27 protein-coding genes are annotated in these 24,525 nt (G+C 64.1%); 14 read left to right on the plus strand and 13 right to left on the minus strand.

The window, feature by feature from the left end; all coding sequences use genetic code 11:
* Nucleotides 1–64: 64 nt before the first annotated feature.
* From VE009_RS06670 to yunB, 4 genes are all read left to right on the plus strand, one after another.
* Nucleotides 65–781 (plus strand): MBL fold metallo-hydrolase, encoded by a 717-nt coding sequence (locus VE009_RS06670; RefSeq protein ID WP_325006602.1) that lies wholly within the window; start codon nucleotides 65–67, stop codon nucleotides 779–781.
* Between the two features lie 13 nt (nucleotides 782–794).
* Nucleotides 795–1,376, plus strand: coding sequence for a TetR/AcrR family transcriptional regulator (locus VE009_RS06675; RefSeq protein ID WP_325006603.1), 582 nt, complete (start codon nucleotides 795–797; stop codon nucleotides 1,374–1,376).
* Entirely contained in the window at nucleotides 1,373–1,726 is a 354-nt protein-coding gene (locus VE009_RS06680) for a YrdB family protein (protein WP_325006604.1), read from the plus strand. Before VE009_RS06675 ends, VE009_RS06680 begins: the two co-directional genes overlap by 4 nt.
* Before the next feature lie 96 nt (nucleotides 1,727–1,822).
* Nucleotides 1,823–2,602: a sporulation protein YunB gene (yunB, locus tag VE009_RS06685; protein WP_325006605.1), complete on the plus strand. Its 780-nt coding sequence runs from the start codon at nucleotides 1,823–1,825 to the stop codon at nucleotides 2,600–2,602.
* Nucleotides 2,603–2,610: 8 nt separating this feature from the next.
* Here the strand turns inward: yunB and VE009_RS06690 are convergent, their stop codons facing one another.
* The gene (locus VE009_RS06690) at nucleotides 2,611–3,663 is read right to left on the minus strand and encodes a M23 family metallopeptidase (protein WP_325006606.1); all 1,053 of its coding nucleotides are present in this window, start codon (nucleotides 3,661–3,663) and stop codon (nucleotides 2,611–2,613) included.
* A 115-nt stretch (nucleotides 3,664–3,778) separates the two neighbouring features.
* Here VE009_RS06690 and larC point away from each other — a divergent pair, with 115 nt between their 5' ends.
* Entirely contained in the window at nucleotides 3,779–4,267 is a 489-nt protein-coding gene (larC, locus tag VE009_RS06695; RefSeq protein WP_325006607.1) for a nickel insertion protein, read from the plus strand.
* 47 nt (nucleotides 4,268–4,314) lie between these two features.
* On the opposite strand, the gene VE009_RS06700 is transcribed toward larC, so the two are convergent.
* From VE009_RS06700 to larE, 5 genes are all read right to left on the minus strand, one after another.
* The gene (locus VE009_RS06700) at nucleotides 4,315–5,913 is read right to left on the minus strand and encodes a vWA domain-containing protein (protein WP_325006608.1); all 1,599 of its coding nucleotides are present in this window, start codon (nucleotides 5,911–5,913) and stop codon (nucleotides 4,315–4,317) included.
* A 135-nt stretch (nucleotides 5,914–6,048) separates the two neighbouring features.
* The gene (locus VE009_RS06705) at nucleotides 6,049–8,829 is read right to left on the minus strand and encodes an FIMAH domain-containing protein (protein WP_325006609.1); all 2,781 of its coding nucleotides are present in this window, start codon (nucleotides 8,827–8,829) and stop codon (nucleotides 6,049–6,051) included.
* Nucleotides 8,830–9,100: 271 nt separating this feature from the next.
* The gene (locus VE009_RS06710; protein WP_325006610.1) at nucleotides 9,101–10,180 is read right to left on the minus strand and encodes a LarC family nickel insertion protein; all 1,080 of its coding nucleotides are present in this window, start codon (nucleotides 10,178–10,180) and stop codon (nucleotides 9,101–9,103) included.
* Nucleotides 10,181–10,189: 9 nt separating this feature from the next.
* A complete protein-coding gene (larB, locus tag VE009_RS06715) occupies nucleotides 10,190–10,960 on the minus strand; it encodes a nickel pincer cofactor biosynthesis protein LarB (protein WP_325006611.1) in 771 nt (256 codons plus the stop codon).
* Nucleotides 10,957–11,799 (minus strand): ATP-dependent sacrificial sulfur transferase LarE, encoded by an 843-nt coding sequence (gene larE, locus VE009_RS06720; RefSeq protein ID WP_325006612.1) that lies wholly within the window; start codon nucleotides 11,797–11,799, stop codon nucleotides 10,957–10,959. The genes larB and larE overlap by 4 nt, the downstream gene beginning before the upstream one ends.
* Before the next feature lie 174 nt (nucleotides 11,800–11,973).
* Between larE and lipA the strand changes: the two genes are divergently transcribed.
* The 3 genes from lipA (at nucleotide 11,974) to VE009_RS06735 (ending at nucleotide 14,813) form a co-directional block, all read left to right on the plus strand.
* The gene (lipA, locus tag VE009_RS06725; protein WP_325006613.1) at nucleotides 11,974–12,855 is read left to right on the plus strand and encodes a lipoyl synthase; all 882 of its coding nucleotides are present in this window, start codon (nucleotides 11,974–11,976) and stop codon (nucleotides 12,853–12,855) included.
* A 1-nt stretch (nucleotide 12,856) separates the two neighbouring features.
* The gene (locus VE009_RS06730; RefSeq protein ID WP_325006614.1) at nucleotides 12,857–13,831 is read left to right on the plus strand and encodes a YutD family protein; all 975 of its coding nucleotides are present in this window, start codon (nucleotides 12,857–12,859) and stop codon (nucleotides 13,829–13,831) included.
* A 250-nt stretch (nucleotides 13,832–14,081) separates the two neighbouring features.
* Complete coding sequence (locus VE009_RS06735) at nucleotides 14,082–14,813, plus strand: hypothetical protein (RefSeq protein WP_325006615.1); 732 nt, start codon at nucleotides 14,082–14,084, stop codon at nucleotides 14,811–14,813.
* Between the two features lie 97 nt (nucleotides 14,814–14,910).
* Here VE009_RS06735 and VE009_RS06740 read toward each other — a convergent pair whose 3' ends face one another.
* Nucleotides 14,911–15,720 (minus strand): NAD kinase, encoded by an 810-nt coding sequence (locus tag VE009_RS06740; protein WP_325006616.1) that lies wholly within the window; start codon nucleotides 15,718–15,720, stop codon nucleotides 14,911–14,913.
* A 120-nt stretch (nucleotides 15,721–15,840) separates the two neighbouring features.
* Complete coding sequence (locus tag VE009_RS06745; RefSeq protein WP_325006687.1) at nucleotides 15,841–17,109, minus strand: nucleoside recognition domain-containing protein; 1,269 nt, start codon at nucleotides 17,107–17,109, stop codon at nucleotides 15,841–15,843.
* Nucleotides 17,110–17,397: 288 nt separating this feature from the next.
* On the opposite strand from VE009_RS06745, the gene VE009_RS06750 reads away from it, so the two are divergent.
* Nucleotides 17,398–18,108, plus strand: a complete 711-nt coding sequence (locus VE009_RS06750; RefSeq protein WP_325006617.1) for a DUF2225 domain-containing protein — start codon at nucleotides 17,398–17,400, stop codon at nucleotides 18,106–18,108.
* Here the strand turns inward: VE009_RS06750 and VE009_RS06755 are convergent, their stop codons facing one another.
* Entirely contained in the window at nucleotides 18,109–18,288 is a 180-nt protein-coding gene (locus VE009_RS06755) for a YycC family protein (RefSeq protein ID WP_325006688.1), read from the minus strand.
* A gap of 93 nt (nucleotides 18,289–18,381) precedes the next feature.
* Between VE009_RS06755 and VE009_RS06760 the strand changes: the two genes are divergently transcribed.
* Nucleotides 18,382–20,166 (plus strand): M3 family oligoendopeptidase, encoded by a 1,785-nt coding sequence (locus VE009_RS06760; RefSeq protein ID WP_325006618.1) that lies wholly within the window; start codon nucleotides 18,382–18,384, stop codon nucleotides 20,164–20,166.
* A 31-nt stretch (nucleotides 20,167–20,197) separates the two neighbouring features.
* Nucleotides 20,198–20,422, plus strand: coding sequence for a hypothetical protein (locus tag VE009_RS06765; protein ID WP_325006619.1), 225 nt, complete (start codon nucleotides 20,198–20,200; stop codon nucleotides 20,420–20,422).
* Between the two features lie 65 nt (nucleotides 20,423–20,487).
* Here the strand turns inward: VE009_RS06765 and VE009_RS06770 are convergent, their stop codons facing one another.
* Nucleotides 20,488–20,712, minus strand: coding sequence for an alpha/beta-type small acid-soluble spore protein (locus VE009_RS06770; RefSeq protein ID WP_325006620.1), 225 nt, complete (start codon nucleotides 20,710–20,712; stop codon nucleotides 20,488–20,490).
* Between the two features lie 99 nt (nucleotides 20,713–20,811).
* Between VE009_RS06770 and VE009_RS06775 the strand changes: the two genes are divergently transcribed.
* The 3 genes from VE009_RS06775 (at nucleotide 20,812) to trpS (ending at nucleotide 22,682) form a co-directional block, all read left to right on the plus strand.
* Nucleotides 20,812–21,306 (plus strand): hypothetical protein, encoded by a 495-nt coding sequence (locus VE009_RS06775; RefSeq protein WP_325006621.1) that lies wholly within the window; start codon nucleotides 20,812–20,814, stop codon nucleotides 21,304–21,306.
* Nucleotides 21,307–21,348: 42 nt separating this feature from the next.
* The gene (locus VE009_RS06780) at nucleotides 21,349–21,546 is read left to right on the plus strand and encodes a hypothetical protein (protein WP_325006622.1); all 198 of its coding nucleotides are present in this window, start codon (nucleotides 21,349–21,351) and stop codon (nucleotides 21,544–21,546) included.
* A 143-nt stretch (nucleotides 21,547–21,689) separates the two neighbouring features.
* Nucleotides 21,690–22,682, plus strand: coding sequence for a tryptophan--tRNA ligase (gene trpS / locus VE009_RS06785; protein WP_325006623.1), 993 nt, complete (start codon nucleotides 21,690–21,692; stop codon nucleotides 22,680–22,682).
* A 12-nt stretch (nucleotides 22,683–22,694) separates the two neighbouring features.
* Here trpS and VE009_RS06790 read toward each other — a convergent pair whose 3' ends face one another.
* From VE009_RS06790 to gerQ, 3 genes are all read right to left on the minus strand, one after another.
* The gene (locus tag VE009_RS06790) at nucleotides 22,695–22,865 is read right to left on the minus strand and encodes a hypothetical protein (RefSeq protein ID WP_325006624.1); all 171 of its coding nucleotides are present in this window, start codon (nucleotides 22,863–22,865) and stop codon (nucleotides 22,695–22,697) included.
* Between the two features lie 6 nt (nucleotides 22,866–22,871).
* The gene (locus VE009_RS06795; RefSeq protein WP_325006625.1) at nucleotides 22,872–23,882 is read right to left on the minus strand and encodes a metal-dependent hydrolase; all 1,011 of its coding nucleotides are present in this window, start codon (nucleotides 23,880–23,882) and stop codon (nucleotides 22,872–22,874) included.
* A 99-nt stretch (nucleotides 23,883–23,981) separates the two neighbouring features.
* Nucleotides 23,982–24,497 carry a spore coat protein GerQ gene (gerQ, locus tag VE009_RS06800; RefSeq protein ID WP_325006689.1) on the minus strand — a complete coding sequence of 172 codons (516 nt, stop codon included), beginning with the start codon at nucleotides 24,495–24,497 and terminating at the stop codon, nucleotides 23,982–23,984.
* Nucleotides 24,498–24,525: the final 28 nt, after the last annotated feature.

The following is a 24,525-nucleotide window of genomic DNA, read 5'->3' on the forward strand; positions in this document are numbered from 1 at the left end:
CTTGCATAAACTAATGCTATTAGTTATTATGTGAATAACAATAGTGAATACGGGAGGGCCGGCGATGAAGATCGAACGGTATGGAAACGTGTATCAAGTGACGTTTATGCCGAGGATGTTTCCGGTTAACTGCTATCTGGTTGAAGAAGAGGACTCGCTCACGCTGATCGACGCGGCGCTGCCGTATTCGGCGGGCGCGATCCTGGACGCGGCGGCGGCGATCGGCAAATCCATCGCGAACATCGCGCTGACGCACGCGCACGAGGACCATATCGGCGCGCTGGCGGAGCTGAAACGGCGGCTGCCGGAGGCGATCGTCGCCGTCTCGGAGCGGGACGCGCGGCTGCTCGCCGGCGACCGGTCGCTGCTGCCGGGCGAGCCGCAGACGCCGATCCGCGGCGGCGTGCCGAAGAAGCGGCAGCCGGCGCCGGACCGGCTGCTGCGCGAGGGCGACCGGATCGGGTCGCTCGAGGCGGTCGCCGCGCCGGGGCATACGCCGGGTTCGATGGCGTTCTTGGACGCGCGCAGCGGCGCGCTGATCGCCGGCGACGCGTTCCAGACGCGCGGGGGAACGGCGGTGTCGGGGACGCCGGTGCCGTGGTTCCCGTTCCCGGCGTGGGCGACGTGGCACGCCGATACGGCGCTGGAGAGCGCCAGGAAGCTGGCGGCGCTCGAGCCGAGCTTGCTGGCGGTCGGCCACGGGCCGGCGCTGCGGGAGCCGCTCGGCGCCATGAACGACGCGATCGCCGAAGCCGAAGCGCGGCTTCGCGACAAGCGATAGGAGGGGCTTCGAAATGTCGCCAAGAGCGGGATTGGATATGCAAACGATCGTGAAGACGGCGGCCGATGTGGCCGACGAGCAAGGCTGGGAACAAGTCTCCCTCGGGGAGCTGGCCAAACGGCTGAACGTGCGCACCCCGTCGCTGTATAACCATATCGAAGGGCTGCCCGCGCTGCGGCAGCGGCTGGCGATTCACGGACTCGGCCGGCTGCTCGAACGGATGACCGCGGCCGCGGTCGGGCGCTCCGGCGACGAGGCGGTCATGGCGATGAGCGAGGCGTACCTCGCCTTCGCGCGGGCGCATCCAGGACTGTACGAAGCGACGTTCCGGGCGCCGAAGCCGGACGATCCGGAGTTCGGCCGGGCGCAGAGCGCCGTCGTCGAGCTGGTGCTGCAGGTGCTGCGGCCGTACGGCTTAAGCGATGCGGCGACGCTGCATACGATCCGAGGGCTGCGGAGCATCCTGCACGGCTTCGCGTCGATCGAGCGCTCGGGCGGCTTCGGGATGCCGCTCGATACGGACGAGAGCTTCCGGCTGCTGCTCGGCACGTTCCTCGCCGGCGTGCACGCCGCGGCGAAGAAGGAGCAGCCATGACGGCGGCGTGGCTGGAAGGCGCGAAGGCGCTCAATCTCGCCGCGCGCTTCGGCCTCGAGCTGTGCGCGCTGGCGGCGGTCGGCTACTGGGGCTTCCGGGCCGGGGGCGGCGGGCTGCGAGGCGCTGCGTTCGCCGTCGCCGCCGTCGCCGCGCTCGCCGCGTTCTGGGGGCTGCTCGGCTCGCCGAACGCGCCGGTCGCGCTGCCGCCGGCCGCGCATGCGCTCGTCGAGCTGACCGCGTTCGGTCTCCCGGCGGCGCTGCTGTTCGCCGCCGGGAAGCCCGGTCTCGCCGCTGCGTACGCGGCGGCCGCGATCGTCAACCGGCTGCTGATGGCGGTCTGGAACCAGTAAAGCCGCCTGGACGGCGGCTCGGCTTCTTTTTCCCCGGCGGGGCTCATATATTGACAAGGACAGAACCGTTTCGTCGACGCGAAAGGGGGAACGGCCTTGCCAAGACGCCGATTTCGGAGCCATGCACGAAAGCCGTTCAGCAAAAAATCGATCTTCGCCTTGACGATGCTCATCAGCTTCGTGCTAACGCTTCAATCGTTCCTATTTCTCGAGCACAACCTGAAGGAGCCGCTCATGAGCGTCGCCCGCATCCGCGTCAAGCAGGTCGCCGCGGACGCGATCAACCAGGCGATCGCGAAGGAAGTGGCGAACAACACCGACGTAGGGCGGCTCGTCGAGCGGTGGACCGATTTGAGAGGCGATTTGACCGGGCTGCAGCTTAACTATTCGGAGCATATCCGCATCTCGTCGAAGGTCGTCAACGTCGTCAATCAAGCGCTCGCGGAGAAGGTGCACCTCGAGGAGCGCATCCCGATCGGGCAGGCGTTCGACAGCGCCATCCTGTCGTCGTTCGGGCCGTCGATTCCGCTGCGATTCGAATCGGCGGGCGCGCCGCAGGTCGAGATCGGGACGCGGCGGGAGGACGCCGGCATCAACATGCTGCTGATTACCGTCTTCGTCCGCATTACGGCCGAGGTCATGATCTATATTCCGTTCGATACGGAGCCGGAAATCGTGACGACCGAAATGCCGATTTCGTACATTTTGGTCAAAGGCGACGTGCCGATGTATTATTTCGACGCGAACGGCAATCCGCTGAACGGCTCGTCCGGCGCGGGGGCGCTGCCGCCGGCCGTCGCGCTGCCGTCGCTGCTGCCTTCCGCCGAAGAGCCTGCCGAGGAGGGCGCTCAAGCGGCCGCGACGGAGGCGCCGTAGCGCGCGGCTTATTTCTTCGCGCGCCGCTTGCGCTCCTCGCGCTCCCATTTCCGCAAGTGCGGATACGGATCGAACGACCACTCCGTCAGACCGTTGTCCCGATACAGCCCGTAATGCAGGTGCGGCGGAAACTTGCCCTGCGTTCCGGGCTTGCCGTATCCGGAGCTGCCGACCCAGCCGATGACGTCGCCGGGCTTTACGATGTCGCCTTCCTTGAATTTCTTATTGAATCCCGACAAATGCGCGTAGTAATGGTAGACGTTGTTCAAATCGCGAATGCCGACCCGCCAGCCGCCATACCGGTTCCAGCCCATCACTTCGACGATGCCGTAGGCCGCGCTTCGGACCGGCACGCCGTGGTGGGCGAACAAATCCGTCCCCTCGTGGATGCGGTAGCCGCCGTAGCTGCGCGCAGCTCCCCACGTGCTGCGATACGAATAATCGGAGCCGAGCGGCAGGATGAACGAATGGCGATGCAAATCGAGGGTGCCGAAGGCGGCGTAAATTTTCGCGAACTGTCTGATCCGCTTGACGCTGCGGTCGTTCTGGTAGTACGCCCACACGGCGATGTCGAAGTCGGCCGCGGACGTGCCGTGCTGGAGCAGGAACTCCGCCATGCTGTAGAGCACGTCCGCATCGCTGCGGCGATCGGCGCGTCCGTCGCCGTCCCCGTCGCGTCCGATGCCGTTGAACAGCCGAATCGATGCGAGATTCGTGTCCTCCGGATTCGGATTGAGAAATCCCACCCACTGATATTCCGTGAAATGGATCGCGATCAATCCGTCCCGAAGCGGTCTCGTTTTCGGGTGGGCGATGCTTAACGTGCGCTCGTACTGGTCGACGGCCGCCAAATGATGCCAAGGGATGCCGGTGACGGCGCTGATGCTGTCGTACAGCGCTTTGCGCTCCGTGAACGTGTCGAGCATCGATTGACGCGCTTCTCTGGCCTTTTCGGCGGGCGTGATGATCGCCGCGGTCTTCGCCGGCGCGGCGGCCGCCGGCTGCGCCGATGCGAGGACGACGGCCGCGGCCACCGCCCAGGAGATGGATTTGATGAGCATGGACCTCGCGAACCTCCAATGTACGTTGCCATTTTCCGCGTTTGCGGTATCATTTTTAATGTGTGCAAGTTTTGAAAAAATTTTCGGTTTTTGCTGAAAAAAGGGGCGGACGGCATTGTTCGAAGAGGCGCATGCCCACGAGCACGTGGACGAAGATATGGTGTTGCTGCAAGCGAATTTGGACGACATGAATCCGGAGTGGACGACCTATGTGGCCGAGCTGCTGTTCGAGGCCGGGGCGAACGACGTGTATTGGATCCCGATCGTGATGAAGCGGGGGAGGCCGGGCGTCATGCTGAACGTGCTGACGGCGAAAGAGGCGGTGCCGGCGATGGAGCGCATCGTCTTCCGAGAGACGACGACGCTCGGCGTCCGCCGCATCGCCGCCGCCGTGCACCGGCTCGGCCGGCGCATCGTGCGCGTCGACACGCGGTGGGGGCCGGTCGCGGTGAAGATCGGTTACGCGGACGGCGAGGAAGTGCAGTACGCGCCGGAATATCGGGAATGCGCCGACATCGCGGCGCGGGAGAACGTGCCGCTGAAGGCGGTATACGACGAAGTGCGACGCGCATATGCGGACAGGAAAACAACCGACCGGGCTTGACGGTCGGTTGTTTTCCGTTAAGGCGGTTGGCGGCGAAGAGCCTAAAGTCAGCGCATCAGCGCCAAGGTGTCTTTCACCATCGTCACGAATTGGAGCTCCCGCTCGTCTCGAGCGGACGCTTCCGCGAGCTCGAGGACGTCGTCCATCGAGCCGTCCTTCGCCCAGTAGCTGCCGCGCAGCAGCTCGGCGTATTCGGCGACGGCGGCGAGGAACCGGAGCTCGTCGCTCAGCTCTCCGCTCGTGCGCAGCGGTGCGGACCATTCCTCCACTCGGTTCGTATCCGCATCGACGTACCGGAGCCGCGCGGTGCCGAGGCGGTCGCGGGCGTCATCCCCGGTCAGCTTCACCTCGTACAGCGCCGTCACCGCATGGCCCGCGCCGACTTCGCCGGCGTCCGCGCCGTCGTCGCGGAACTGCTCGTCGCGCAAATCCCGGTTTTCGTAGCCGAGCAGCCGGTACCGCTCGACCGCTTCGGGATCGAACTCCACTTGGATTTTCGCCTCCGTCGCGATCGTCTGCAGCGTGCCTGCGAGGTTTTCGACGAACAGGCGGCGCGCCTCCGTGAACGAGTCGACGTACGCATAGACGCCGTCCCCTTGGTTCGCGAGCTGCTCCATCAGCGTGTCGTTGTAGTTGCCCATGCCGAAGCCGACCGTCGTGAGCGTAATGTTCTGGTCGCCGGCGTACTCCCGAATCGTGTCCAGGATGCCTTCCGCGCTCGTTTCGCCGACGTTGGCGACGCCGTCGGAGCAGAGGATGACGCGGTTGATCGCATCCCGGCTCCACTGGCGCTCGGCGACTTGGTAGCCGAGACTCAGTCCCTCTTCGGCGTTCGTCGAACCGCTCGGAGCGAGGGCGTCGATCGCGGCTTCGATCGCCGATTTGTCCTCGAGCGAGGTCGGCTCGAGCGCGACGCGCGCGTCGCTGCCATAGGTGACGATGGCGACTTGGTCGCTGGGCTCAAGACTGTCGACGAGCAGGTGCAAGCTTTGCTTTACGAGGCCGAGCCGGTTGTCGCGGTCCATCGAGCCGGAGACGTCGATGACGAACGTGAGGTTGGCGGGGGGCCGGTCGGCTGCTTCGATTTCTTTGCCTTTGATGCCGATGCGGAGCAGCTCGTAGCCTTCCCCGAACGGCGAAGAGCCGCCGTCGGCGTGGATCGCGAACGTCTGGTCTTTCGGCGCCGGGTAACCGGGCTCGAAATAATTGACGAATTCTTCGACGCGCACGGCGTCCTCGGGCGGAAGGGCGCCGCCTTCGATGTAATTGCGGACGATCGCGTACGAGCCCGTGTCGACGTCGACGGCGAACGTGGACAGCGGGTCTTCCTCCGTCGCAATGAACGGATTCGTTCCGGCATGGTCGAAGTACATGTCGTCGTACGCCTCTCCGTTCGGGGGCGCCGGCATCGATTTGCCGTACGCGGGCGGAGCCGGCTCGGACGAGGCGACGTCGGCCGCGGCGGTGCTTCCGGCAGCCTCCGACTTTTTGGCCGGCCGCTCCGCGGCTTCGTTCCGGGCGGCAGGGGCGCTGTCTACTCCGGTCGACTCCTGCGCGTTCGTGCCGCTCGATCCGCTGCACCCGGCGAGCGCGGAGCAAGCGATGGCGGCGGCGAGTCCGGCGGCGGCTAACGGTTTCCCTTTCATTGGCATACATCCCCCTAAGCGTCTATTTTTTGACAGTCGATTGCATCATCATAGACGTCGACCGCGGAAGCAAGGTTGCCGGGGGGCATAAAAAAAACGGCGCGAATCGTTCGCGCCGCAGACAGCTTCTGTTCGTTACAAAGACCAGTCTTCGATAAAAGCGGCGAACGCTCGCTCGAGGAACGCGCGGGCCGCTTCGGAGGCGTCGCCCGCCTTGGCGCCCGCCAAATGCTTCTCGGCGTCCTGCAGATGCTTCGCCGCCTGCTCCATGCGCCCGTCATCCCGATGATGCAGCGCTTGCGACACCGCGTTGCGCAGCTGCATCGCCGTCTCATGGGCGAGCTCCCCGGCCGCCGCGTATTCGTCGATGCGTTCGAGCAGCCCGCTCGGGGTCACTTTGACCGTATAGCTGAGCGACACGTCGTCGTAATACGCCGTCGTCATCCAGGATCTAGAGCAGAAGAGGATGACGGCTGCCGATGCGGCGCCGGGCGGGGCGACCTTCTTCATCTCGAGCGTTTGCCAAGCGCCGTGTCCCGTTTGGATTTGCAGCGACGTTTCGTCGATTTGCTTGCCGGCCGCGTCGTAAAACCGGAGGACCGCCAGCGTCCTCCCGCTTTCCAAATACAACTTCAGATTCGCCGCGTATTCGACGCCGCCGACGACCGGAACGGACTGCGACATCATAGCGACCGTCTCGTTTATCGACGCGTCGGTCAGCTTGAGGCTGGCGGGGGCGGACGCGTACCGTTCGGTGCTGACGCCGTAGGATACATTAGGCGTTATTGTGAATATCGACCGCCAGCCGGGAATGGAGCCGTCCGCGGTCAACGGTTCGTCGAAGTTTCCATTCGGGACAGGGAGGTCGACCAGCACGGGAAGCTCGCCGGTGCCCGGACCGACTTCGATTTTCTTCAGCTGCGTGCCTTCGGCGTAGTAAATATGTCCGTCGTCGCCGAGCGTCATGAGCGGCGTCGTGCCGAGCGTGACGGCGTCAAGATCGCGCGGGTCGATGACGGTGAGCTTGCCGGCCAGCGTCGTGTACATGAGCCCGTCTTGACCCCAGCGAATGTAAGCGGGGCGCCAGCGTCCGTAGTTCGCGACCGTCGGATAAATGTTTCTGCTCTTCACGACCTCGAGCGTGTCGGGGTGGACGGCGAAAATCGTGCCGTCCGTTGCGCCCCACAGCAGGCCGTCCGGGCCGAAGCTCAAGGCTCCGATCATTCGCGGCTGCACGGTGACGCCCGGGATGTTCGGGACGAATTCCGCGATTTTCTCGCCCGCCGCGATGTCCCATACGAACAGCTTGGCGGCGGGCTCCGTCGGATCGATGCCGAGGCCGCCGTGCACCGTGGTGGAGCCGTACAGCTTGCCGCCGCGCACCGCCAACCCGACGATGGACTGGTTCGGAACGACGTTCTTATACACGGTCGGTTCGGCGCCCGAACGAGGATCGTACACCGTCAGCGCGCCGCCGAGCACGCCGTAGTCCGGAATCGTGCCGACGAACAGCTTTTCTTCTCCCGACACCATCGCGAACGGGCGGTCTTCCTCCGGAATGTCGTAGAGCAGCTTCGGATTGACGTGTTCGACGAGCGGCTGCGTCACGTCCAGCTCGTAAAGCACAGCGCCCGAGTACACGCCTAGGTACAGCTTATTGCCGAGCGAACCCATCCCTTCGGCTTGCCCAAGCGGGAACATCGTCATCGCATTCGCGGCAGGGTCATACACGGCGCCGCGGCCGCCCGGGTAGCCGCTCATATAGAGCTTGCCGTCCGGACCTTTTTCCAGCGTTTGGATCGGAATCGGGTTGCCCGACACGGGATATGTGAATGATTTCGCCGTTTTCGTCTCCAGGTTGAGATACGCGACCGCGCCGCCGAACGTCACCGTCGCGAGCGAGAGGCCCGGCAGATCGGGATCGTTCGGCACGGCGATCCACGCCGTGTTGCGGAGGAACGTGCCGTACGTCACGCCGGTGTCCGTCGCTTCCAGCGTCGAGAGATCGATTTCCATAAGGCGGTTGTTTTGCACGAAATAGGCGGTGTTCGTCCCCGGCAAACCTTGCGACAGCTGAATCCCTTTGTTATCGAGGAAATAGCGGTCCGCCCACGTCTGCGTTTCCGTATCGTAAAACAGCAGCGCCCGGTTGCCGCCGCCGAGACCGGCGACTACATATTTGCCGGCCGCGTCGAGCTGGTACACGTCCGCCGTTTGGACGGCGCCGTCGTACGTCGGCAGAGAGATCGTTTCTTTAACGCCGGTTTCGACGTCGATTTTGACAAGGCTGCCTTGGATGCCGATGCCGGCGTACAAATAGCCGTTCAGATACGCTGTATCCCGGACGTAGCTTTGACCCGGCGCCGCGGTTCCGAGGTCTTCGAGAACGCCCGTCGCAGGATCGTACCGGCCGACCTTCGCGTTCGGGTACGTGCCGAAGTAGACGCGCCCTCGCTCGTCGTGGGACAGCCCGTACGCGACGGATTCCCCGATGCTGCCGATCGTCGTCACCTGCTTCGCCGCGGGGGAGTAAGCGTACAAGCTGCCTCCGCCTCCGCTGCCGCCGATGTACACGGTGCCGTCGGGCATCGTCAGGTGCGTCCATACGGCGTCGGAGCCGGGCAGCGGGTATTTGCCCAGCACTTCTTTGCTGATCAGGTCGACGACGTGGAACATCGCGGGCTTCCCCGACGTCGTCGTGTACATGACGTCCCGGCCGTTCTCTTTCCCGAAGGAGGCGTTGTAAATCGCGACGCTTTCGATCGGGGCGCCGAGATCGATCGGGGCGCCGAACGATTTGTCGACCCGCGCGGCTGCGGGTTCGGGCGCGGACGCCCAAGAGGCGGCGGTTAGCGCGGCGGCGAGGCAGAGCGACGACAGCTTCTTGACCAAGGAGGAGCGAGTGGACCAGTTCATGATATACCCTCTTTCGTCGGTTGATTTTGGCGCCCTAACTATACGGAAAGCAGGAGCGCAGGGGCAACCGCGTTTTTTCGCCGGTTTTGCCTGGAGGAGGCGGCGGCTTCGGCGGAGGGGGACGAGGCGCGGCGGGGCGCGGCCGGGGCGATGCGGAAAACGGCAGGGTGGTAGAAAAATCGAAGAGAGGGGTTCGGCGCAGCAAAAAAGCCATCCTCGATGATGAGGATGGCTTGGGGCCGCGCATCGGCCGAACCGGCCGCGTGCCGGGTTATTGTCCGCTGTGATGACGCTCGTGGTCGTGGTGGCGATGGCCGCCGACCGCGTCCGCCGATTGGGGCAGCGGCCACACGTGCAGCCGCTTCTCCGCGAAGCCGAGCACCGTGCGAAGCACGTTCGGCTGGTTCGGCAGGTCGCGCGTGCCGGCGCCGTAGCCGACCGCCTCGACGATCATCGGCGGCAGCCCCGGGCTGAACTCATCCACGAGCGCGGCGACGATGCCGGCTCCGGTCGGCGTCGTCAGTTCGACGCGGTGGGGCGACGGCACGATCGGCAGGCCGCGCATCATTTCGAGCGTCGCCGGCGCCGGCACCGGATACAGCCCGTGATCGATGCGAATCGTGCCCGCGCCGAGCGGCACCGGCGCCGACATGATGCGGTCCGGATTCAAGCTGTCGATCGCGAGCGCGACGCCGACGATGTCGACGATCGAGTCGACCGCGCCGACTTCGTGGAAGTGGACCGTATCCATCGGAATGCCGTGAATTTTCGCTTCGGCCGCGCCGATTTTCGCGAATATGGCTTTGCTGAGCGATGTCGCCCGCTCGCTGAGCCCCGCGTCCTCGATGATCTTCACGATGTCGGCATAGCCGCGGTGGTGATGGCCGTGACCGTGATGATGATCGTGCCCGTGCGCATGGTCGTGATGATGATGTCCGTGATCATGGTCATGATGGTGATGCCCGTGCCCGTGATCATGATCGTGGCCATGATCGTGATCATGGTGATCGTGATCATGGTGGTGGTGATGGTGCGTATGGCCGTGATCGTGGTCATGGGCATGGGAATGCCCGTGATCATGATCGTGCGTGTGGCCGCCGGAAGGCTGCACGACGCGCAGCTCCCGCTGCACCTTCGGCGCGGCCGGCTCCGGCGGCGCGAGCAGCACGTCCGCTTTCAGCGCGGAGATGCCGCTCTTCACGACCCGGCGCCACGACAGCGTGTAGCCGTCCACGTTCAGCTTCTTCAGCTCCCGCTCGATGTAATCGCGGTCCGCGCCCGCGTCGACCAAGGCGGCGAGCGTCATGTCGCCGGACATGCCGGAGAAGCAATCGAAATATAAGATTCGCATATGCGTTCCCTACCTCTTCGCGATGTGTGAGTGAATGATGCCGGCGTTGTAGCCAGCGCCGAAGCCGTTGTCGATGTTGACGACGGAGACGCCGGGCGCGCACGAGTTCAGCATCGTGAGCAGCGCCGACAAGCCGCCGAAATTGGCCCCGTAGCCGACGCTCGTCGGCACGGCGATGATGGGCTTGTCGACGAGGCCGCCGACGACGCTCGCGAGCGCGCCTTCCATGCCCGCGACGACGACGATGACCGAGGCGCCCCGAATCGTATCGAGCCGCGCGAACAACCGGTGAATGCCCGCGACGCCGACGTCGTACACGCGCTCGACGTGCGAGCCCATGCATTCGAGCGTCACCGCCGCCTCTTCGGCGACGGGCAAATCGGACGTGCCGGCGCAGACGACGGCGACGTAGCCGTCCCGCACCTTCAGGATCGGTTTGCGGAACCACGTCAGCGCCCGGGCCGTCTCGTGGTACGTGACGCCTGGCAGCGCCGCCGAAGCGGCGGCCGCCTTCTCGGGCGCCACGCGCGTCGCGAGCACCCGGTCCGACGTTTCGGCGAGCTTCTTCATGATGGCGGCGATTTGCTCGGCCGTCTTGCCTTCGCCGAAGACGACTTCGGGAAAGCCGGTGCGCTTCTCGCGCTGGGTGTCGAGCGTGGCGAAACCGAGCTCGGCGACGGACGCGCCGAGGGCGGCGCCGGCGATCGCTTTCTCGGCGTCGGCCGGCGCGAGCGAGCCGTTCGCCACCCGTTCTAGGATGTTCTGCAAGCGTTCGTTCATCGCGCGGTTGCCTTCTTCCGGACGTCGTCGCTGAGCGTTTCGTTCATGCTGCCCGTGCGGTAGCCGGCCAAGTCCATCGTAACGTACTTAAAGCCGATCGACGTCATTTTTTCGTGAATCGCCGCGCTGTGTTCCACGACTTTCGCCATCTCGTGCGGCATCACCTCGATGCGGGCGATCTGGTCGTGATGGCGGACGCGCACCTGCCACAGGCCGAGCTGCATCAGGAAGTTTTCCGCTTCGTCGAGCTGATCGATTTTGTGCTTCTCGATGCGAGTGCCGTACGGGATGCGGGACGACAGGCAGGCGAAGGACGGCTTGTTCCAGGTCGGCAGGCCGAGCCGCTTCGACAGCTCCCGAATATCGTCTTTGGTGAGACCTGCCTCTTGCAGCGGACTGCGGACGCCTTGCTCCTTTTTCGCTTGCAGCCCCGGGCGGTAGTCGCCCAGGTCGTCCATATTGGAACCGTCTACAATATAGTCGTAGCCCTGTTCGGCGGTAATGCGCCGCAGATGCGAGTACAGACCCGTTTTGCAATGATAGCAGCGGTCCGGATTGTTCGCGACGAAATCGGCGTTATCGAGCTCCGATACCTCGGTTTTGATCAACTGGACGCCGATTTGTTCCGCGAGCGCCACGGCGGCGTCGAACTCCCTCGACGGGAACGTTTCCGACGCGGCGGTCACGGCCACGCAGCGATCGCCGAGCTCCTGGTGCGCGCGCTTGAGCACGAACGTGCTGTCCACGCCGCCGGAGAACGCTACCAAAATGCGGCCCATGCCGCGCAAGATGTCCCCTAACAAACGATCCTTCTGTTCCAAAGTCATGCTGTTGTCCATCGGTATTCCCCCCGTTTTCCGAAGCTGCAACTGTAACCCATCATATCACAAAATGAACGCGGAAGTGGAATGCCGATCAGTTCATGGTATAATGAAAAGAAGCTTGCGGCGAAATGATCCCGCGCACGCGCGCAGCGCCCGCAAGGCCGCGCGGCGCCGAAAGGATGAGACAGCATGGCCAGAACGATCGAACGAAAGCCCGAATGGCTGAAAATAGACCTCGTTTCCGGGGAAAAATTTGCGAATTTCAAAGAAATCAAAAGCATGATGCGCTCCAAAACGCTGCACACCGTGTGCGAAGAGGCGAAATGCCCGAACATTCACGAATGTTGGGCGAATCGGACGGCGACGTTCATGATTCTGGGCGACATTTGCACGAGGGCGTGCCGGTTTTGCGCGGTGAAGACGGGGCTTCCGACGGAGCTCGATCTCGCCGAGCCGGAGCGGGTCGCCGAAGCGGCGGAGCAGATGGGGCTGCGCCACTGCGTCGTGACGAGCGTGGCGCGCGACGACCTCGCGGACGGCGGCGCGTCGATTTTCGCGGGCACGATCCGCGCGATTCGGGAGCGCCTTCCGATGTGCGGCGTCGAAGTGCTCATTCCGGACTTCTTGGGCCGGGCCGAGTCGCTGTACACGGTGCTCGACGCGAAGCCGGACATTCTGAACCACAACGTGGAGACGGTGGAGCGGCTCAGCGACCGGGTGCGATCCAAGGCGAAATACCGCCGCTCGCTCGAGCTGCTGCAGCGCTCCAAGGAATACGCGCCGAACATTCGGACGAAGTCGTCGATCATGATCGGCGTCGGGGAGACGGTAGAAGAAATTTTGGCGACGATGGACGATCTTCGGGCCGTCGGATGCGATATTTTGACGATCGGACAATATTTGCAGCCTACGAAACAGCATTTGTACGTCGAAAAATATTACACGCCCGAAGAGTTCGCGATGTTGAAGGAAGAAGGCAAATCACGCGGCTTTGCGCACGTCGAGTCGGGACCGCTCGTCCGAAGCTCGTACCATGCGCACGAGCAGGTGGAGTCGGCGAGGGGGACGTAAGGTGATTTGGGTCGGCGGCAGAGCGTTCGAGTTGATTCAAGAGCATAAAGACGCATGGAAGCCGGAGGCGTTCAAGGAACGCTACAGCGAGGTCCTCGACCGCTACGATTATATCGTCGGCGATTGGGGTTACAACCAGCTGCGCCTCAAGGGGTTCTTCAAAGAGGGCAACAGCAAGGCGACGAAAGACAGCGTCATCGCGTCGCTGCAGGATTACCTGCAGGAGTACTGCAATTTCGGCTGCGCGTACTTCGTGTTAGAACGCCAGCCGGCGAAGGGACTCCCGCCGGAAGGGGCGGGACCGGAGGAACCGGCCGCTCCGGCGGAAGCCGAAGCGGCGCCGCCGAGCGAGGAAGCGGACGAGGCGGGCGCGAAGCGCATCGCGGGCGTCGCCGGGGGCATGGCGTTCAGCGACCGGAGACCGTATTCGTGGCGCGAGCATCAGTCGCCCGCTCGCTCGAGCCGCGCCGCGGAACGAGCCGCGGCCGCGGCCGAGCGGGAAGCCGAGCAAGCCGCACGCGCGGAAGCGCCGGGCGGCGGCCAGCGGCGGGACGGCGGCCCGGACCGCCGGGACGGACGGCCGTACGGCGGGCGTCCGCATGAGGGCAAAGCCCGCATCCACGGGGAGCGGCACGAGGACGGCCGCGGCGGCCCGCGCGGCGACCGCAAGCCGTACGGCGGCGCGTCCGAACAGCAGCGGGACCGCGGCGGCCACCGGCCGCAGCAAGGCGGCGGACCGGGCGGCGGCCGCAAATTCCCGAAAGGGCCGCGCCCGGAAGGCCAGAGCGGCGGACCGCCGCAGCACAAGGGCGGCCACCGCGGCGGGAAGCCGGAAGGCGGCGCGCCGCGGGAACAGCACGCGGGCGGCGGGCGCGGCGGGCAAGGCGGCCACGGGGGACATGGCGGCCCGCGCGATCGTCAGCCGCAGCATCACCACAGTCAACAGCGGCATCAGCCGAAACCGGCGCAGCCGTAAGCCGCGTCGGTTCAGCCGAAGCCATACAGAAAGCCCGGACCCTATGCGCCAGTCGGCGCGGAAGGGGACGGGCTTTTCGCGTCGGTCCGATTTTCCAGTAACGGAGGAGCGAACTTTCTCGATGCGCGTTCGTCTAATCAGTAGCCGAATTTGCCGGGATGCCTTGAGGGCTGCCTTGGACAAGAGCCGGCCTCGCGCCGGATCGCTGCTATTCGGTCGACGATAGACGAGATAGGAAGGTGTGCGAACGATGAACAACTGGATGCGCGCGGCGCTGGCGCTGACGCTGCTCGCCGCGGCGGGATGCGGAGGCGCGTACGGCGACGGATGGGGCGAGCCCAACGCGGAGCCGATCGATCGGCAGGAGGTGCGGCTCGACTTCGCGCCGGCGCCTGCGGATCGCGAGCCGGTGCGCGCCGGCGAACGGCTGGACGAAGACGCCGACATCGTCAAGGAACAGCCGGCTGCGGGCGGAACAGTGCAGTTTTACGTCAAAGCGGACGAAGCCGAGCATGTCTACGCCGCCTTCCGAACGCCGCAAGGTTTCTTCGATTTGGGGGCGATCGGCGGCCGGCAGCCCCTCTGGGACGACGAAACGCTCTTCGCGGCGGAAGTCGAGGCGGGCGGAACGAAGCTGCTGCGGACGAAAGGCGTGTACGGCGCGAACGCGCCGGTGCAGCGCTATTTCGCCGTCGCGGACGGGACCGTCGTTTCGGCGCTCCGCATCGACGTCGGCCACGCCGACGAGGTGGATCTGGACGGCGACGGCGCGGCGGAAATCGTCGCCTCGCACGGCGCCCCGATATCTACGTATATTTACAAACGCGAGAACGGGAGCTTCCTCGTCGCAAACCTTAACGATGCGCTGCGGGCGGAATCCGTTCGATACGTCGGCGGCGGGACGTTCGAGGCGTCGGTCGCGGGCGATCCGAAGGCGGCGCGGTACGTATACGCTGGGGGCGCGCTGCGGCCGGCGGAATGACGCGGCGGTGCGCGCCGGCCCCGCCCCGCGAAACGAACCCCTTCCGTGACGGAAGGGGTTCGTTTCGTGCGTATACATTGCCGCGCCGGCTTGTCCGCTACGGCTGGCCGCCGTCCTGGATGAACGCCTCCCGCACGCGGTTCCAAAACGGGAACGGGCGGTAGCGGGCGAACGTCACCTTCTGTTCGGACACGGAGCCGCGCACCGAGACGACGGATTCGTACGGAATCGCCAGGTGGTCCACCGTAATGAGCAGCTTCTGCTTTTTGACCGGAAAAATGTCGCAGTGATGATGCTTCGGGAGTACGAGCGAAGAGCCGAGCGTCCGGTAAACGCGGTTGTTGATCGACGCGATTTCGGCGATTTGCAGCGCCTCCAGCGAAGGGTGCAGCAGCGCTCCGTTCAAGCTCTTGTTGTACGCGGTGCTCCCGGAAGGAGTAGAAATGCAGATGCCGTCGCCGCGGAACGTCTCGAACGGCATGTCGTTGATGTTCAGCTGGGCGACCAGCGTCGCGTCCGCCCCCTTCAACGTAAATTCGTTGAGAGCCAGATACGATTCGGAACCGGCGTCCGAGACGATTTCGATTTTCAGCAGCGGATATTTCACGACGCGGTCCTTCAGACCGCCGCCGTCCGCCATGAGCCGAACGAGCTCGGACACTTCGTTCGGTTTCCAATCCGCGTAAAATCCCAAATGGCCCGTATGGATGCCGACGAACGCGATCCGGTCGAGCCTCTCCCGGTACCGGTGAAACGCGTGAAGCATCGTGCCGTCGCCGCCGATCGACAGGACGACGTCCGGCCGTTCGTCGTCGCGGACGAGGCCCCGCTCCTTCGCGAGCTGCTCGAAAGTTTCGGCCAATTCGCGGGACACCTGGTCGCCGCGATCCAACAAGGAATAATTCAAGGCGCACCTCCAACGTGACGCGAGAAAGACGTGCCCGCGCGCGGCGGGCCGAGTTGTATCTCCATCATATCGGAAGCGGCGGCGGAACTCAACGGATGCGAAACTGAACGGATGCGAAACTCAACGGATGCGGAACGCGAAGCGGAGCGCGAGCCAGACGGCGTACGCGGCCGGCAGCAAGACGAGCACGGCGGCGAACAGCAGGGCGGCCGACGGCAGGTACGTCTGCGCCGCGGTCCAGCCGCCCGGCTCGGCTGCAGCGGCCCAAGCGGGCGCGGCGCCGCCGCGGGGACCGAGCGCGGGCCAGGCGAAGTACGCGATCGCGGCGGAGAGGACGCCCTGCGCCGCTTTCGCCGCGGCGTACGGCGCGTACCGGACGGGCATGTGCGAGACGAGGCTCATAATTTGCGCATGGACGGACAACCCGGCCCAAGACAAGCCGAACGCGGCGACGACGACTTGGGCGTGCAGCGGCACGCCGGACGACGGCTGACCGGCCGCCTTCGCGCCGAGCGTCACCTCGAACAGGCCGTTCACGACGGCGGCGGACAGCGGCGCGGGAATCGAGAACAAGCCGAGCAGCGCCGATGCGGCGTGCTGCAGCGCGGTGACGACGCGGGCTTCGGCGAGCACTTCGATGACGACCGAGAAAAAGACGACGAGGCCGCCGACGACGATGACGAGCCGCAGCGCGGAGCGGACGCCGTCCAGCAGCAAATGGCCGAACGCGCGTCCGTCGGCGAGCCTCGCGCGGTGCATCGCCGCGAACGCGCGGACGAGCAGCGGGCGAGCGTCCGCCGTCTTCGCCGGCCGTTCCGGGGCGTCGTCCCCGCCGCGCAGCCGCAGCCGCAGCAGCAGCCCGAGCAGCACCGCGCCGCCGTAATGCGACAGCGCCAAGATCGGGGCGAGGCGCACGTCGTGGAAAAAGCCGACGGCGACGGCGCCGATCAGAAAAATCGGGTCGGCCGTCGTCGTGAACGCCACGAGGCGCTCGCTTTCGCTGCGGTTCACGAGGCCGGAGTCCCACAGCTGGGCGGTCAGCCGCGCGCCGACGGGATAGCCCGAGGCGAAGCCCATCGCCATGACGAAGCCGCCCGGACCCGGCAGGCGGAACAGCGGCCGCATCATCGGGTCGAGCAGCGTGCCGAAGAAATGGACGATGCCGAAGCCGAGCATCAGCTCCGAGACGACGAGGAACGGAAACAGCGACGGGAACAGGACGTCCCACCAGATGGCGACGCCCTTCAGCCCCGCGCGGAAGCTCTCTTGCGGGAACGCGGCGATCAACGCCAGCACGACGGCGGCCGCCGCCGCCGGGAACAGCATCGAACGAAGCACCGCGGCGTCGGAACGCGACGACGATTCGGTGCGGGAGCGGATCGAATTCATGCGCAAACGGCTCACCTCCGTACCACCAATATATGCGGACAACCGTTCGCCGATGCCCTGCGCAAAATGCGGCCGCAGGCGAAATATGCCGTGATTTCCGGGGCGCTCCATGGTATAATGGACCTAGAAAATTCGCCATGATGGGGAGTGGTTCGCATGACCGCTGTCGTAGCCGGCATGATCGCTTGCCTTTTCATCTGGGTTATCAGGGAAGCGCTGAAGGAACCATCCGAAGACGAATACAAACATGAATGGCAGAGCAGAAGCTGACCGAACGGAGGTTGTCGATTGGACCCGCTGTACCAAACCGGAGTGGTCTGCGTGCACTGCAAGGCGGAGTTTCGCACCTCCCGCGTCAGACCGAGCTTTAAGAAGGCGATAAAGACCGACACGGATTTTTGCTTGTACTTCCGGGAGGACAGCGAGAACCCTGAGTTTTACGTCGTTCGCGTATGCCCGTATTGCGGCTTCGCTTCGACGGAAAACTTCGCGCAATCGCTGAACGACAAGCAGCGGCTGGCGTTCAAGGAGAAAGTGGCCTCTACGTGGACGATGAAGGATTTCGGCGGCAAGCGGACGCTCGCCGACGCGATGCACGTCTACAAGCTGGCGCTCCTCACGGCGCAAATTATCGGGGAGCGCCCGCGCGTCTTGTCGGGCATTCTCCATCACATCGCATGGCTGTACAGGTATCAAGGCGACGAAGAAGGGGAACGGCGGTTTCTGGAATACGCGCTTGCGGAATACGTCAGAGTGTACGAAACCGAAGGCGCGGAGGCGAACGGAGCGCGGCTCATGTTCTTGATCGGGGAGCTGCACCGGCGGTTGAAGCGGTATTCGGACGCGGTGAAGTGGTTTTCCCGCGTCATCAACGACAAGCGGATCATGGACGCGGGAATGATTCGGGCGTGCCGGGACGGTTGGGCGAGCGTCCGCGAGGAGATGGCGGCCGCCAAGCTGGACGTTCCGGAAGAATGGAGTCAGAGCGCAGGGAAGTAATTACTCTTCCTTGCGCTCTTCTTTCGTTTCTTCGGCGGTTCCGCCGGCTTCTTCCTTGGCGAGCTCGGCGAGCTTCGCGAGCAAAATATGCTGCGGCATATGCATCAGATGTTCCAAGGGCACTTTCAGCTTAGCCGCGAGCTTAACGGCCGTTTCGGGGGAAATTTGCAGCGGACGCAATCGTACCATTCCTTTCCCAGGCATGATATAGTTAGCATTAGCTTACTATTTGACCGCTGTATTTTCAATTCATCTTAAGGAGCAGGGTCTTTCATGACGACACCGAACCGACGTCCCGATACGTGGGACATGGATGCGATTTTTCGGGGAGGCAGCGAATCCGAAGCGTTCGCGGCGTTCCTCGCGGAGCTGGAGCGGGACATCGCCCGCTTCGGCGACGCGCTGGCGGAAGCGGCCGGCGCCGGAGCCGGCGCGGAGACGCTGGAGCGGAACGTCGAGGAACTGCAGTCGCTGCAGGCGCGGCTGATCGAGGCGGAGGCGTTCGCCAGCTGTCTCGCTTCGGCGGACCAGAAGGATAAGAAGGCGGTGTCGCTCGGCTCGAGCATCCGTTCGCTCGCCGCCGCGTTCGAATCGCACCTGACGCGGTTCGACCGCGCGCTCGCCGAGGTGCCGGACGCGCAGTGGGACGAGTGGCTCCGGCGCCCCGCGCTCGCGCCGGTCGCGTTCCCGCTCGACGAGCGGCGCCGGCTGGCAGCCGAGAAGCTGAGCCCGGAGATGGAGTCGCTGCTGAACGATCTCGCCGTCGACGGCTACCACGGCTGGTCGGAGCTGTACGATACGACGGTCGGGCTCGTCGAAGTGCCTTACGAGGAAGACGGCCGCACGACGATGCTGTCCGCGGGCCAAGCGTTCAACAAGCTGCATCACCCGAGCAAAGCGGTGCGCGACGCTACGTTCGGCGCTTGGGAGAACGCGTGGGAGAAGCATGCGGATTACTGCGCGCAAGCGCTGAACCATCTGGGCGGCTTCCGCCTCCAAACGTATAAGCACCGCGGCTGGGATTCCGTGCTCAAGGAGCCGCTCGACATGAACCGGATGTCCCCGGAGACGCTCGAGAGCATGTGGAGCGCGATCGAACGCAACCGGTCGTTCCTGCTCGATTATTTCAAGAAGAAGGCGGAGCTGCTCGGCGTCGAAAAGCTCGGCTGGACCGACCTCGACGCGCCGATCGGGAGCGCCGTCGCCAAGGTGAGCTACGATGACGGGGCCGACCTGATTATCGACCAGTTCCGCAAATTCGGCCCGAAGCTCGCGGCGTTTGCCGAGAAAGCGTTCGCGGACCGCTGGATCGAGGCGGAAGACCGCGGCAACAAGCGACCGGGCGGCTTCTGCACCTCGTTCCCGCTGACGAAGCAGTCGCGTATATTCATGACGTACGAAGGGACGATGGGCAACGTGTCGACGCTCGCGCACGAGCTCGGCCACGGCTTCCATACGCAGGTGATGTTCGATCAGCCGCAGCTGACGCAAAATTACGCGATGGGCGTCGCGGAGACGGCGTCGACGTTCGCGGAGATGATCGTGTCGGACGCGATCATCCGGGAAGCGAGCGACCGCGAAACGAAGCTCGCCCTGCTGGACGACAAAATCCAGCGGACGGTCGCCTTCCTCATGAACATTCACGCCCGGTTTTTGTTCGAGACCGCCTTTTACGAGGAACGGAAACGGGGACCCGTCGCCGCGGAGCGCCTCAACGCGCTCATGCTCGACGCGCAGCGCCGCGCGCATCACGACGCGCTCGCGTCCTACCATCCGCATTTCTGGGCGTCGAAGCTGCATTTTTACATTACCGAGGTTCCGTTCTACAATTTCCCGTACACGTTCGGGTATTTGTTCAGCGCGGGCATTTACGCGACGGCGGCGGCCGAGGGCGCCGGGTTCGAGGACCGGTACATTTCCTTGCTGCAGGATACGGGACGCATGAGCGTCGAGGCGCTTGCGTCGAAGCATCTCGGCGTCGATTTGACGAAGCCCGAGTTTTGGGAGCGGTCCGTCGCGCTGACGAAGAAGGACGTCGACGCGTTCTTAGCTTTGTAAGAAAAGCAGGCGTTTGCCGGAGGTGAACGGGATGGAGCTGCAAAATTGTTCTCGCTGCGGAACGTTGTTTTTACGGCGGAAATCGCCGTACTGCGCGGAGTGCATGAAATGGTTCGCCGAAACGTACGGGGCCATCCGAGACTATTTGCGAACTCATCCGAACCGTACGCTGTGGGATGTGCACGTCGATTTGGATTTGCCGCTGCCGACCGTGCAGCAGGTGATCAAACAGATGGAGGAACAAGAAAAAAAGTGACTATGGTTTCATAGTCACTTTCTTCCGTAAGTATTGAGCAGAGTGGTCGGTCGGGCAAGCGCCGATTAGCGGCGGAATTGGCCCGCGAGCGACTGTTCAGCGATTTGAACGAGTCGACGGGTGATGTGTCCCCCGATCGCACCGGTGTCACGAGTAGCCATGTAGCCGTAGTAGCCGTCTTCAGGAATCTTGATGCCGAGTTCCTGAGCGACTTCGTACTTCAGTTGCTCCAGGGCTTGGGAAGCTTGAGGCACGACCAAGTCGTTCGAGTTGTTGGAACCTGTACCCATGAGTGATCACCTCCTCTTGGTAGTGTAGTATGAACAAAAACAAGTAATATACGCATGAAAAAGATTGGTAATTTTTAGACGGAAGGGAGAAAGCGCATCGTGTTCGAGATTCGGTACGAAGGGCTGTCGCTGAACGCGGAGCTGCAGATCGTGCAGGCGGACGTGACGGTCGTCGCCGAAGGCGAATCGATCGTCGAGGAGCCGCTGTGCATCGACGTCGGGCTGCCCTCTCTTCTTAGGAGCGGCCTCGAGGACGTCGCGCCCGACCGGTTCGCCGACGCGGCGGTCGAATGGGCGCGCATGCCGTTCTTCGTGTGCGGCTGCGGCGATCCGGAATGCCGCGCCGTGTCGATCGCGGTGCGGCGCGAAGGGGACGACGTCGTTTGGACGGAGCTCGAGCAATCGTCGTCCGGCGAGCGGAAGGTGGGCGAATATCGCATTCCTTCGGAATCGTACCGGCGCGCGCTCCTTCGGCTCGGCGAGCAGTTTCTCGCGTTCGTCGAGCCGCTCGACTACCGGCCGCTCCAGCCGGAGACGGTGCCTCTCGTGCGGGAGTGGACGGCGAAGCTGCGCGGCTCGCTGGCGGAAAAGTAAAGCCGGGCGCCCCTTGTGCGGGCGGCGAGGTTTCTGTATAATATGGAAAAATTGTTGATCGATGACGGGAACAAGTACCATGGCGCCGCTCAGGCGCAGAGAGCCGGCGGGAAGCTGCGAAGCCGGACCTGGGACGCGATGGGAATGGATCCCCGAGAACGAAACCGAACGCCGCGCCTGACGCAGGACGCGAGCGCTAGGGGACGCGGCCGGCTCCCGATATCGAGCTTGGAAGGCTGAACGGCGCCCGTTCGTTACTTAAGGGGCAGTCCGCTTCGGCGAAAAAGGGTGGCACCACGGCTCTCGTCCCTTGCGGACGGGGGCCTTTTTGCGTGTCCGCCGACATCGCGCGAATTACCGACATTTCGAGGAGGACGAAAACAATGACGAAACAAAAACGCGTATTATCCGGAATTCAGCCGAGCGGCTTGATGACGATCGGCAATTACATCGGCGCGATCCGGCAGTTCGTCGCCATGCAGCACGATTACGACAGCTATTTCATGATCGTCGACATGCACGCGATCACGGTCCCGCAAGATCCCGAGAAGCTTCGCGAGCAGACGGAATCGCTCGCCGCGGTGTATCTCGCTTGCGGCATCGACCCGGAGAAGGCGACGCTGTTCCTGCAGTCGCAGGTGCGGGCGCACGCGATGCTCGGCTGGATGATGACGACGCTCACGTACATGGGCGAGCTGGAGCGCATGACCCAATTCAAAGACAAGTCGGCCGGCAAAGAATCGATCGGCACGGGCTTGTTCGTATACCCGTCCTTGATGGCCGCCGACATTTTGCTCTACGATTCGGATTTAGTTCCGGTAGGGGACGATCAGACGCAGCATCTCGAGCTGACGCGCGATCTCGCGCACCGGTTCAATCAGCGCTACGGCGACACGTTCGTCGTGCCGGAGGGGCATTTCACGGAAGTGGGCGCGCGCATCATGTCGCTCGTCGACGGCACGAAAAAGATGAGCAAAAGCGATCCGAACCCGAACGCGTTCATTTCGCTGCTCGACGAGCCGGACGTCATTCGGAAAAAGGTGAGCCGCGCGACGACGGATTCCGGGCGGGAAATCGTGTTCGACCGCGAGAACAAGCCGGAAGTGAGCAATTTGCTCGAAATTTTGTCGGCGTTCTCGGGCCAGTCGATCAAGGCGCTGGAGGCGCAATACGAGGGGCAAGGCTACGGGGCGTTCAAGAAGGACGTCGCGGAAGCGATCGTGGCGACGCTTGCGCCGATTCAAGAGCGGTACCGCGACATTCGCGCTTCCGGCGAGCTGCACGACGTCTTGAAGCGCGGGGCGGAGAAGGCGTCCGTCGTCGCCGAAGCGACGCTCCGGCGGGCGATGGAACGGATGGGCTTCGTGCAGCCGTAACGTCCTTGCGGCCTACTTGCGCGTAAGGCGCCGCTTGAGCGCCATGCCGCAGCCGGTGACGGCGAAGCTCGCCAGCACGAAAAACAGCGCCCAGCCGGGCCGGAAATAACTGAGCGACGCTCCGGCCGCGATCAGGCATAGAAGGCTCGCCAAAGCGAAGGCGAGCGAAAGCGGTTTGTTCACGGGACATCACCTGCCTGCTGCCGACGGCAGCGAATGTGGGGGAGCGCCCTGCAGCTTGCGTTCGAGCTTCTCTTCGCTGATCCAGCCGACGTAGCTGAACACGGGCTCCTTATTAGCATTGTACTTCACTACGGCTAGGAATGGGTACTGTTTTCGGTGCTGGTACCGCGCGTCGACCCAGCGGACGATCGTGTAGGAGCCGCGCTTTTCCTCTTGCGGACACGGGTGGGAGCTGAACGACAGGAACGCCGCGACGGCGGGATGCCGTCTGGACGCTTCGATCAAGGGGGACGTTTCGCAGACATACTTGTCCGTCCACTGCAGCGCGCCTCGCCGAAGCGTGCCGATCGCGTAATCGCCTTCGCGGTTTTTCCGCACGATGTTCCATACGCTCCAGTTCACCGTAGGAATGGCGGTGTACGCGTCGCCTTCCCGGTGAGACGGATCGAGCGCCGGCAGCGAACGCTCCGCCTTCCAATGGACGTACGAGCGCCAGCCGTAATAGACGGCGAGGAGCGCATACAAGCCGGGGAACAACGCGGCGGGCGGAACCGCGCCCAGCGCCCACAGCGCGAACGCGATCGCGTGCGAGCCGAGGATGAACGGATCGAAGATGTGGATGATGTGCCAGGCGATCCATTTCCGCGTCACCGGGCGGAACGCTTGCGTGCCGTACGTATTGAAGATGTCCGTTCCGACGTGCAGGACGACGGCGACGAACACCCACAGGACCAGCGTGCCGAGCGGAACGGCCGAGAAGGCGAGCTTGAGCGCGCCGGCGATGAGCGCCGTCCAGACGAACCATGCGGGAATTGAATGGGACATGCCGCGGTGATGGCGAACGTACAGTTCGTTGCCGCGAAAGCGAATCAGCGTGTCGGCGTCTGGCGCCTGCGATCCGGCGACCGTGCCGATCATGACGGCCAGGGCGGTCGTTGAGTCCGAGGCGACGGCGGGATCGACGAAGGACAGCCCCGCGAGGCCGAAGCCGAACGCGAAATGTGTAGCGGTGTCCATAAACGGCTACCTCCCTTGGATGTTCGACGGACCGGGTCCGTGCGCGGACTATAGTTTCAACCAAAAGGAGCCTCCCCATGCGGGAAGGCTCCTTCCATATCAGCGCCCCGTGCCGGCGGCCGCGCCGGGCGTGAATCCCGGATACTCGTAGTTGAGCTCTTCGTCGAACGTGACGTAATCGAGATTCACCATCAGCAGCAGGTAGCGCATGCCGGTCGCAAGGTCGCTGATAATGATATGATCCCGTCCGGCCGCTTCAAGCCGCCCGCGGAACACTTTGGCGTTCCATTCACGGTTGTTTTCGAACGTCATGTACACGGTGGCCGTCTTGCCGAGGTTCAGGCGCAAAATGTTCTCGATATACGACTCTTCGAAAACGGGCTGCGCGCCCCCCGCCGGCGTCGCGCCCGGAATCGGGCCGCCGATCGGCATTTGCGCGCTCGGGAACGCTGCTCCGGGAGCGCCTGCGCCGGGCTGCGCGGCCGGGAAAGCGGGCGCAGGCTGAGCGGGCGAGAAAGAAGGCGCAGGCTGCGCGGCCGGGAACGACGGAGCCTGCTGCGCGCCGGGAAACGACGGAGCGGCGCCTTGCATGCCGGGATAAAGCTGACGGTACATCATTAGATAATACACGTTCCTTTCGTAA

This window comes from Paenibacillus sp., assembly GCF_035645195.1.
Taxonomy (GTDB): domain Bacteria; phylum Bacillota; class Bacilli; order Paenibacillales; family YIM-B00363; genus Paenibacillus_AE.

Coding starts and splice junctions, on each gene's coding strand:
- larB (WP_325006611.1), bottom strand. CDS start 10,960: ATGAACGAACGCTTGCAGAACATCCTAGAACGGGTGGCGAACGGCTCG.
- VE009_RS06795 (WP_325006625.1), bottom strand. CDS start 23,882: ATGGACACCGCTACACATTTCGCGTTCGGCTTCGGCCTCGCGGGGCTG.
- VE009_RS06705 (WP_325006609.1), bottom strand. CDS start 8,829: ATGAACTGGTCCACTCGCTCCTCCTTGGTCAAGAAGCTGTCGTCGCTC.
- VE009_RS06780 (WP_325006622.1), top strand. CDS start 21,349: ATGGAAAAATTGTTGATCGATGACGGGAACAAGTACCATGGCGCCGCT.
- VE009_RS06770 (WP_325006620.1), bottom strand. CDS start 20,712: ATGGGTACAGGTTCCAACAACTCGAACGACTTGGTCGTGCCTCAAGCT.
- VE009_RS06710 (WP_325006610.1), bottom strand. CDS start 10,180: ATGCGAATCTTATATTTCGATTGCTTCTCCGGCATGTCCGGCGACATG.
- VE009_RS06700 (WP_325006608.1), bottom strand. CDS start 5,913: ATGAAAGGGAAACCGTTAGCCGCCGCCGGACTCGCCGCCGCCATCGCT.
- trpS (WP_325006623.1), top strand. CDS start 21,690: ATGACGAAACAAAAACGCGTATTATCCGGAATTCAGCCGAGCGGCTTG.
- gerQ (WP_325006689.1), bottom strand. CDS start 24,497: ATGTACCGTCAGCTTTATCCCGGCATGCAAGGCGCCGCTCCGTCGTTT.
- larE (WP_325006612.1), bottom strand. CDS start 11,799: ATGGACAACAGCATGACTTTGGAACAGAAGGATCGTTTGTTAGGGGAC.
- VE009_RS06735 (WP_325006615.1), top strand. CDS start 14,082: ATGAACAACTGGATGCGCGCGGCGCTGGCGCTGACGCTGCTCGCCGCG.
- VE009_RS06680 (WP_325006604.1), top strand. CDS start 1,373: ATGACGGCGGCGTGGCTGGAAGGCGCGAAGGCGCTCAATCTCGCCGCG.
- VE009_RS06670 (WP_325006602.1), top strand. CDS start 65: ATGAAGATCGAACGGTATGGAAACGTGTATCAAGTGACGTTTATGCCG.
- VE009_RS06765 (WP_325006619.1), top strand. CDS start 20,198: ATGGAGCTGCAAAATTGTTCTCGCTGCGGAACGTTGTTTTTACGGCGG.
- VE009_RS06675 (WP_325006603.1), top strand. CDS start 795: ATGTCGCCAAGAGCGGGATTGGATATGCAAACGATCGTGAAGACGGCG.
- VE009_RS06760 (WP_325006618.1), top strand. CDS start 18,382: ATGACGACACCGAACCGACGTCCCGATACGTGGGACATGGATGCGATT.
- VE009_RS06690 (WP_325006606.1), bottom strand. CDS start 3,663: ATGCTCATCAAATCCATCTCCTGGGCGGTGGCCGCGGCCGTCGTCCTC.
- VE009_RS06745 (WP_325006687.1), bottom strand. CDS start 17,109: ATGAATTCGATCCGCTCCCGCACCGAATCGTCGTCGCGTTCCGACGCC.
- lipA (WP_325006613.1), top strand. CDS start 11,974: ATGGCCAGAACGATCGAACGAAAGCCCGAATGGCTGAAAATAGACCTC.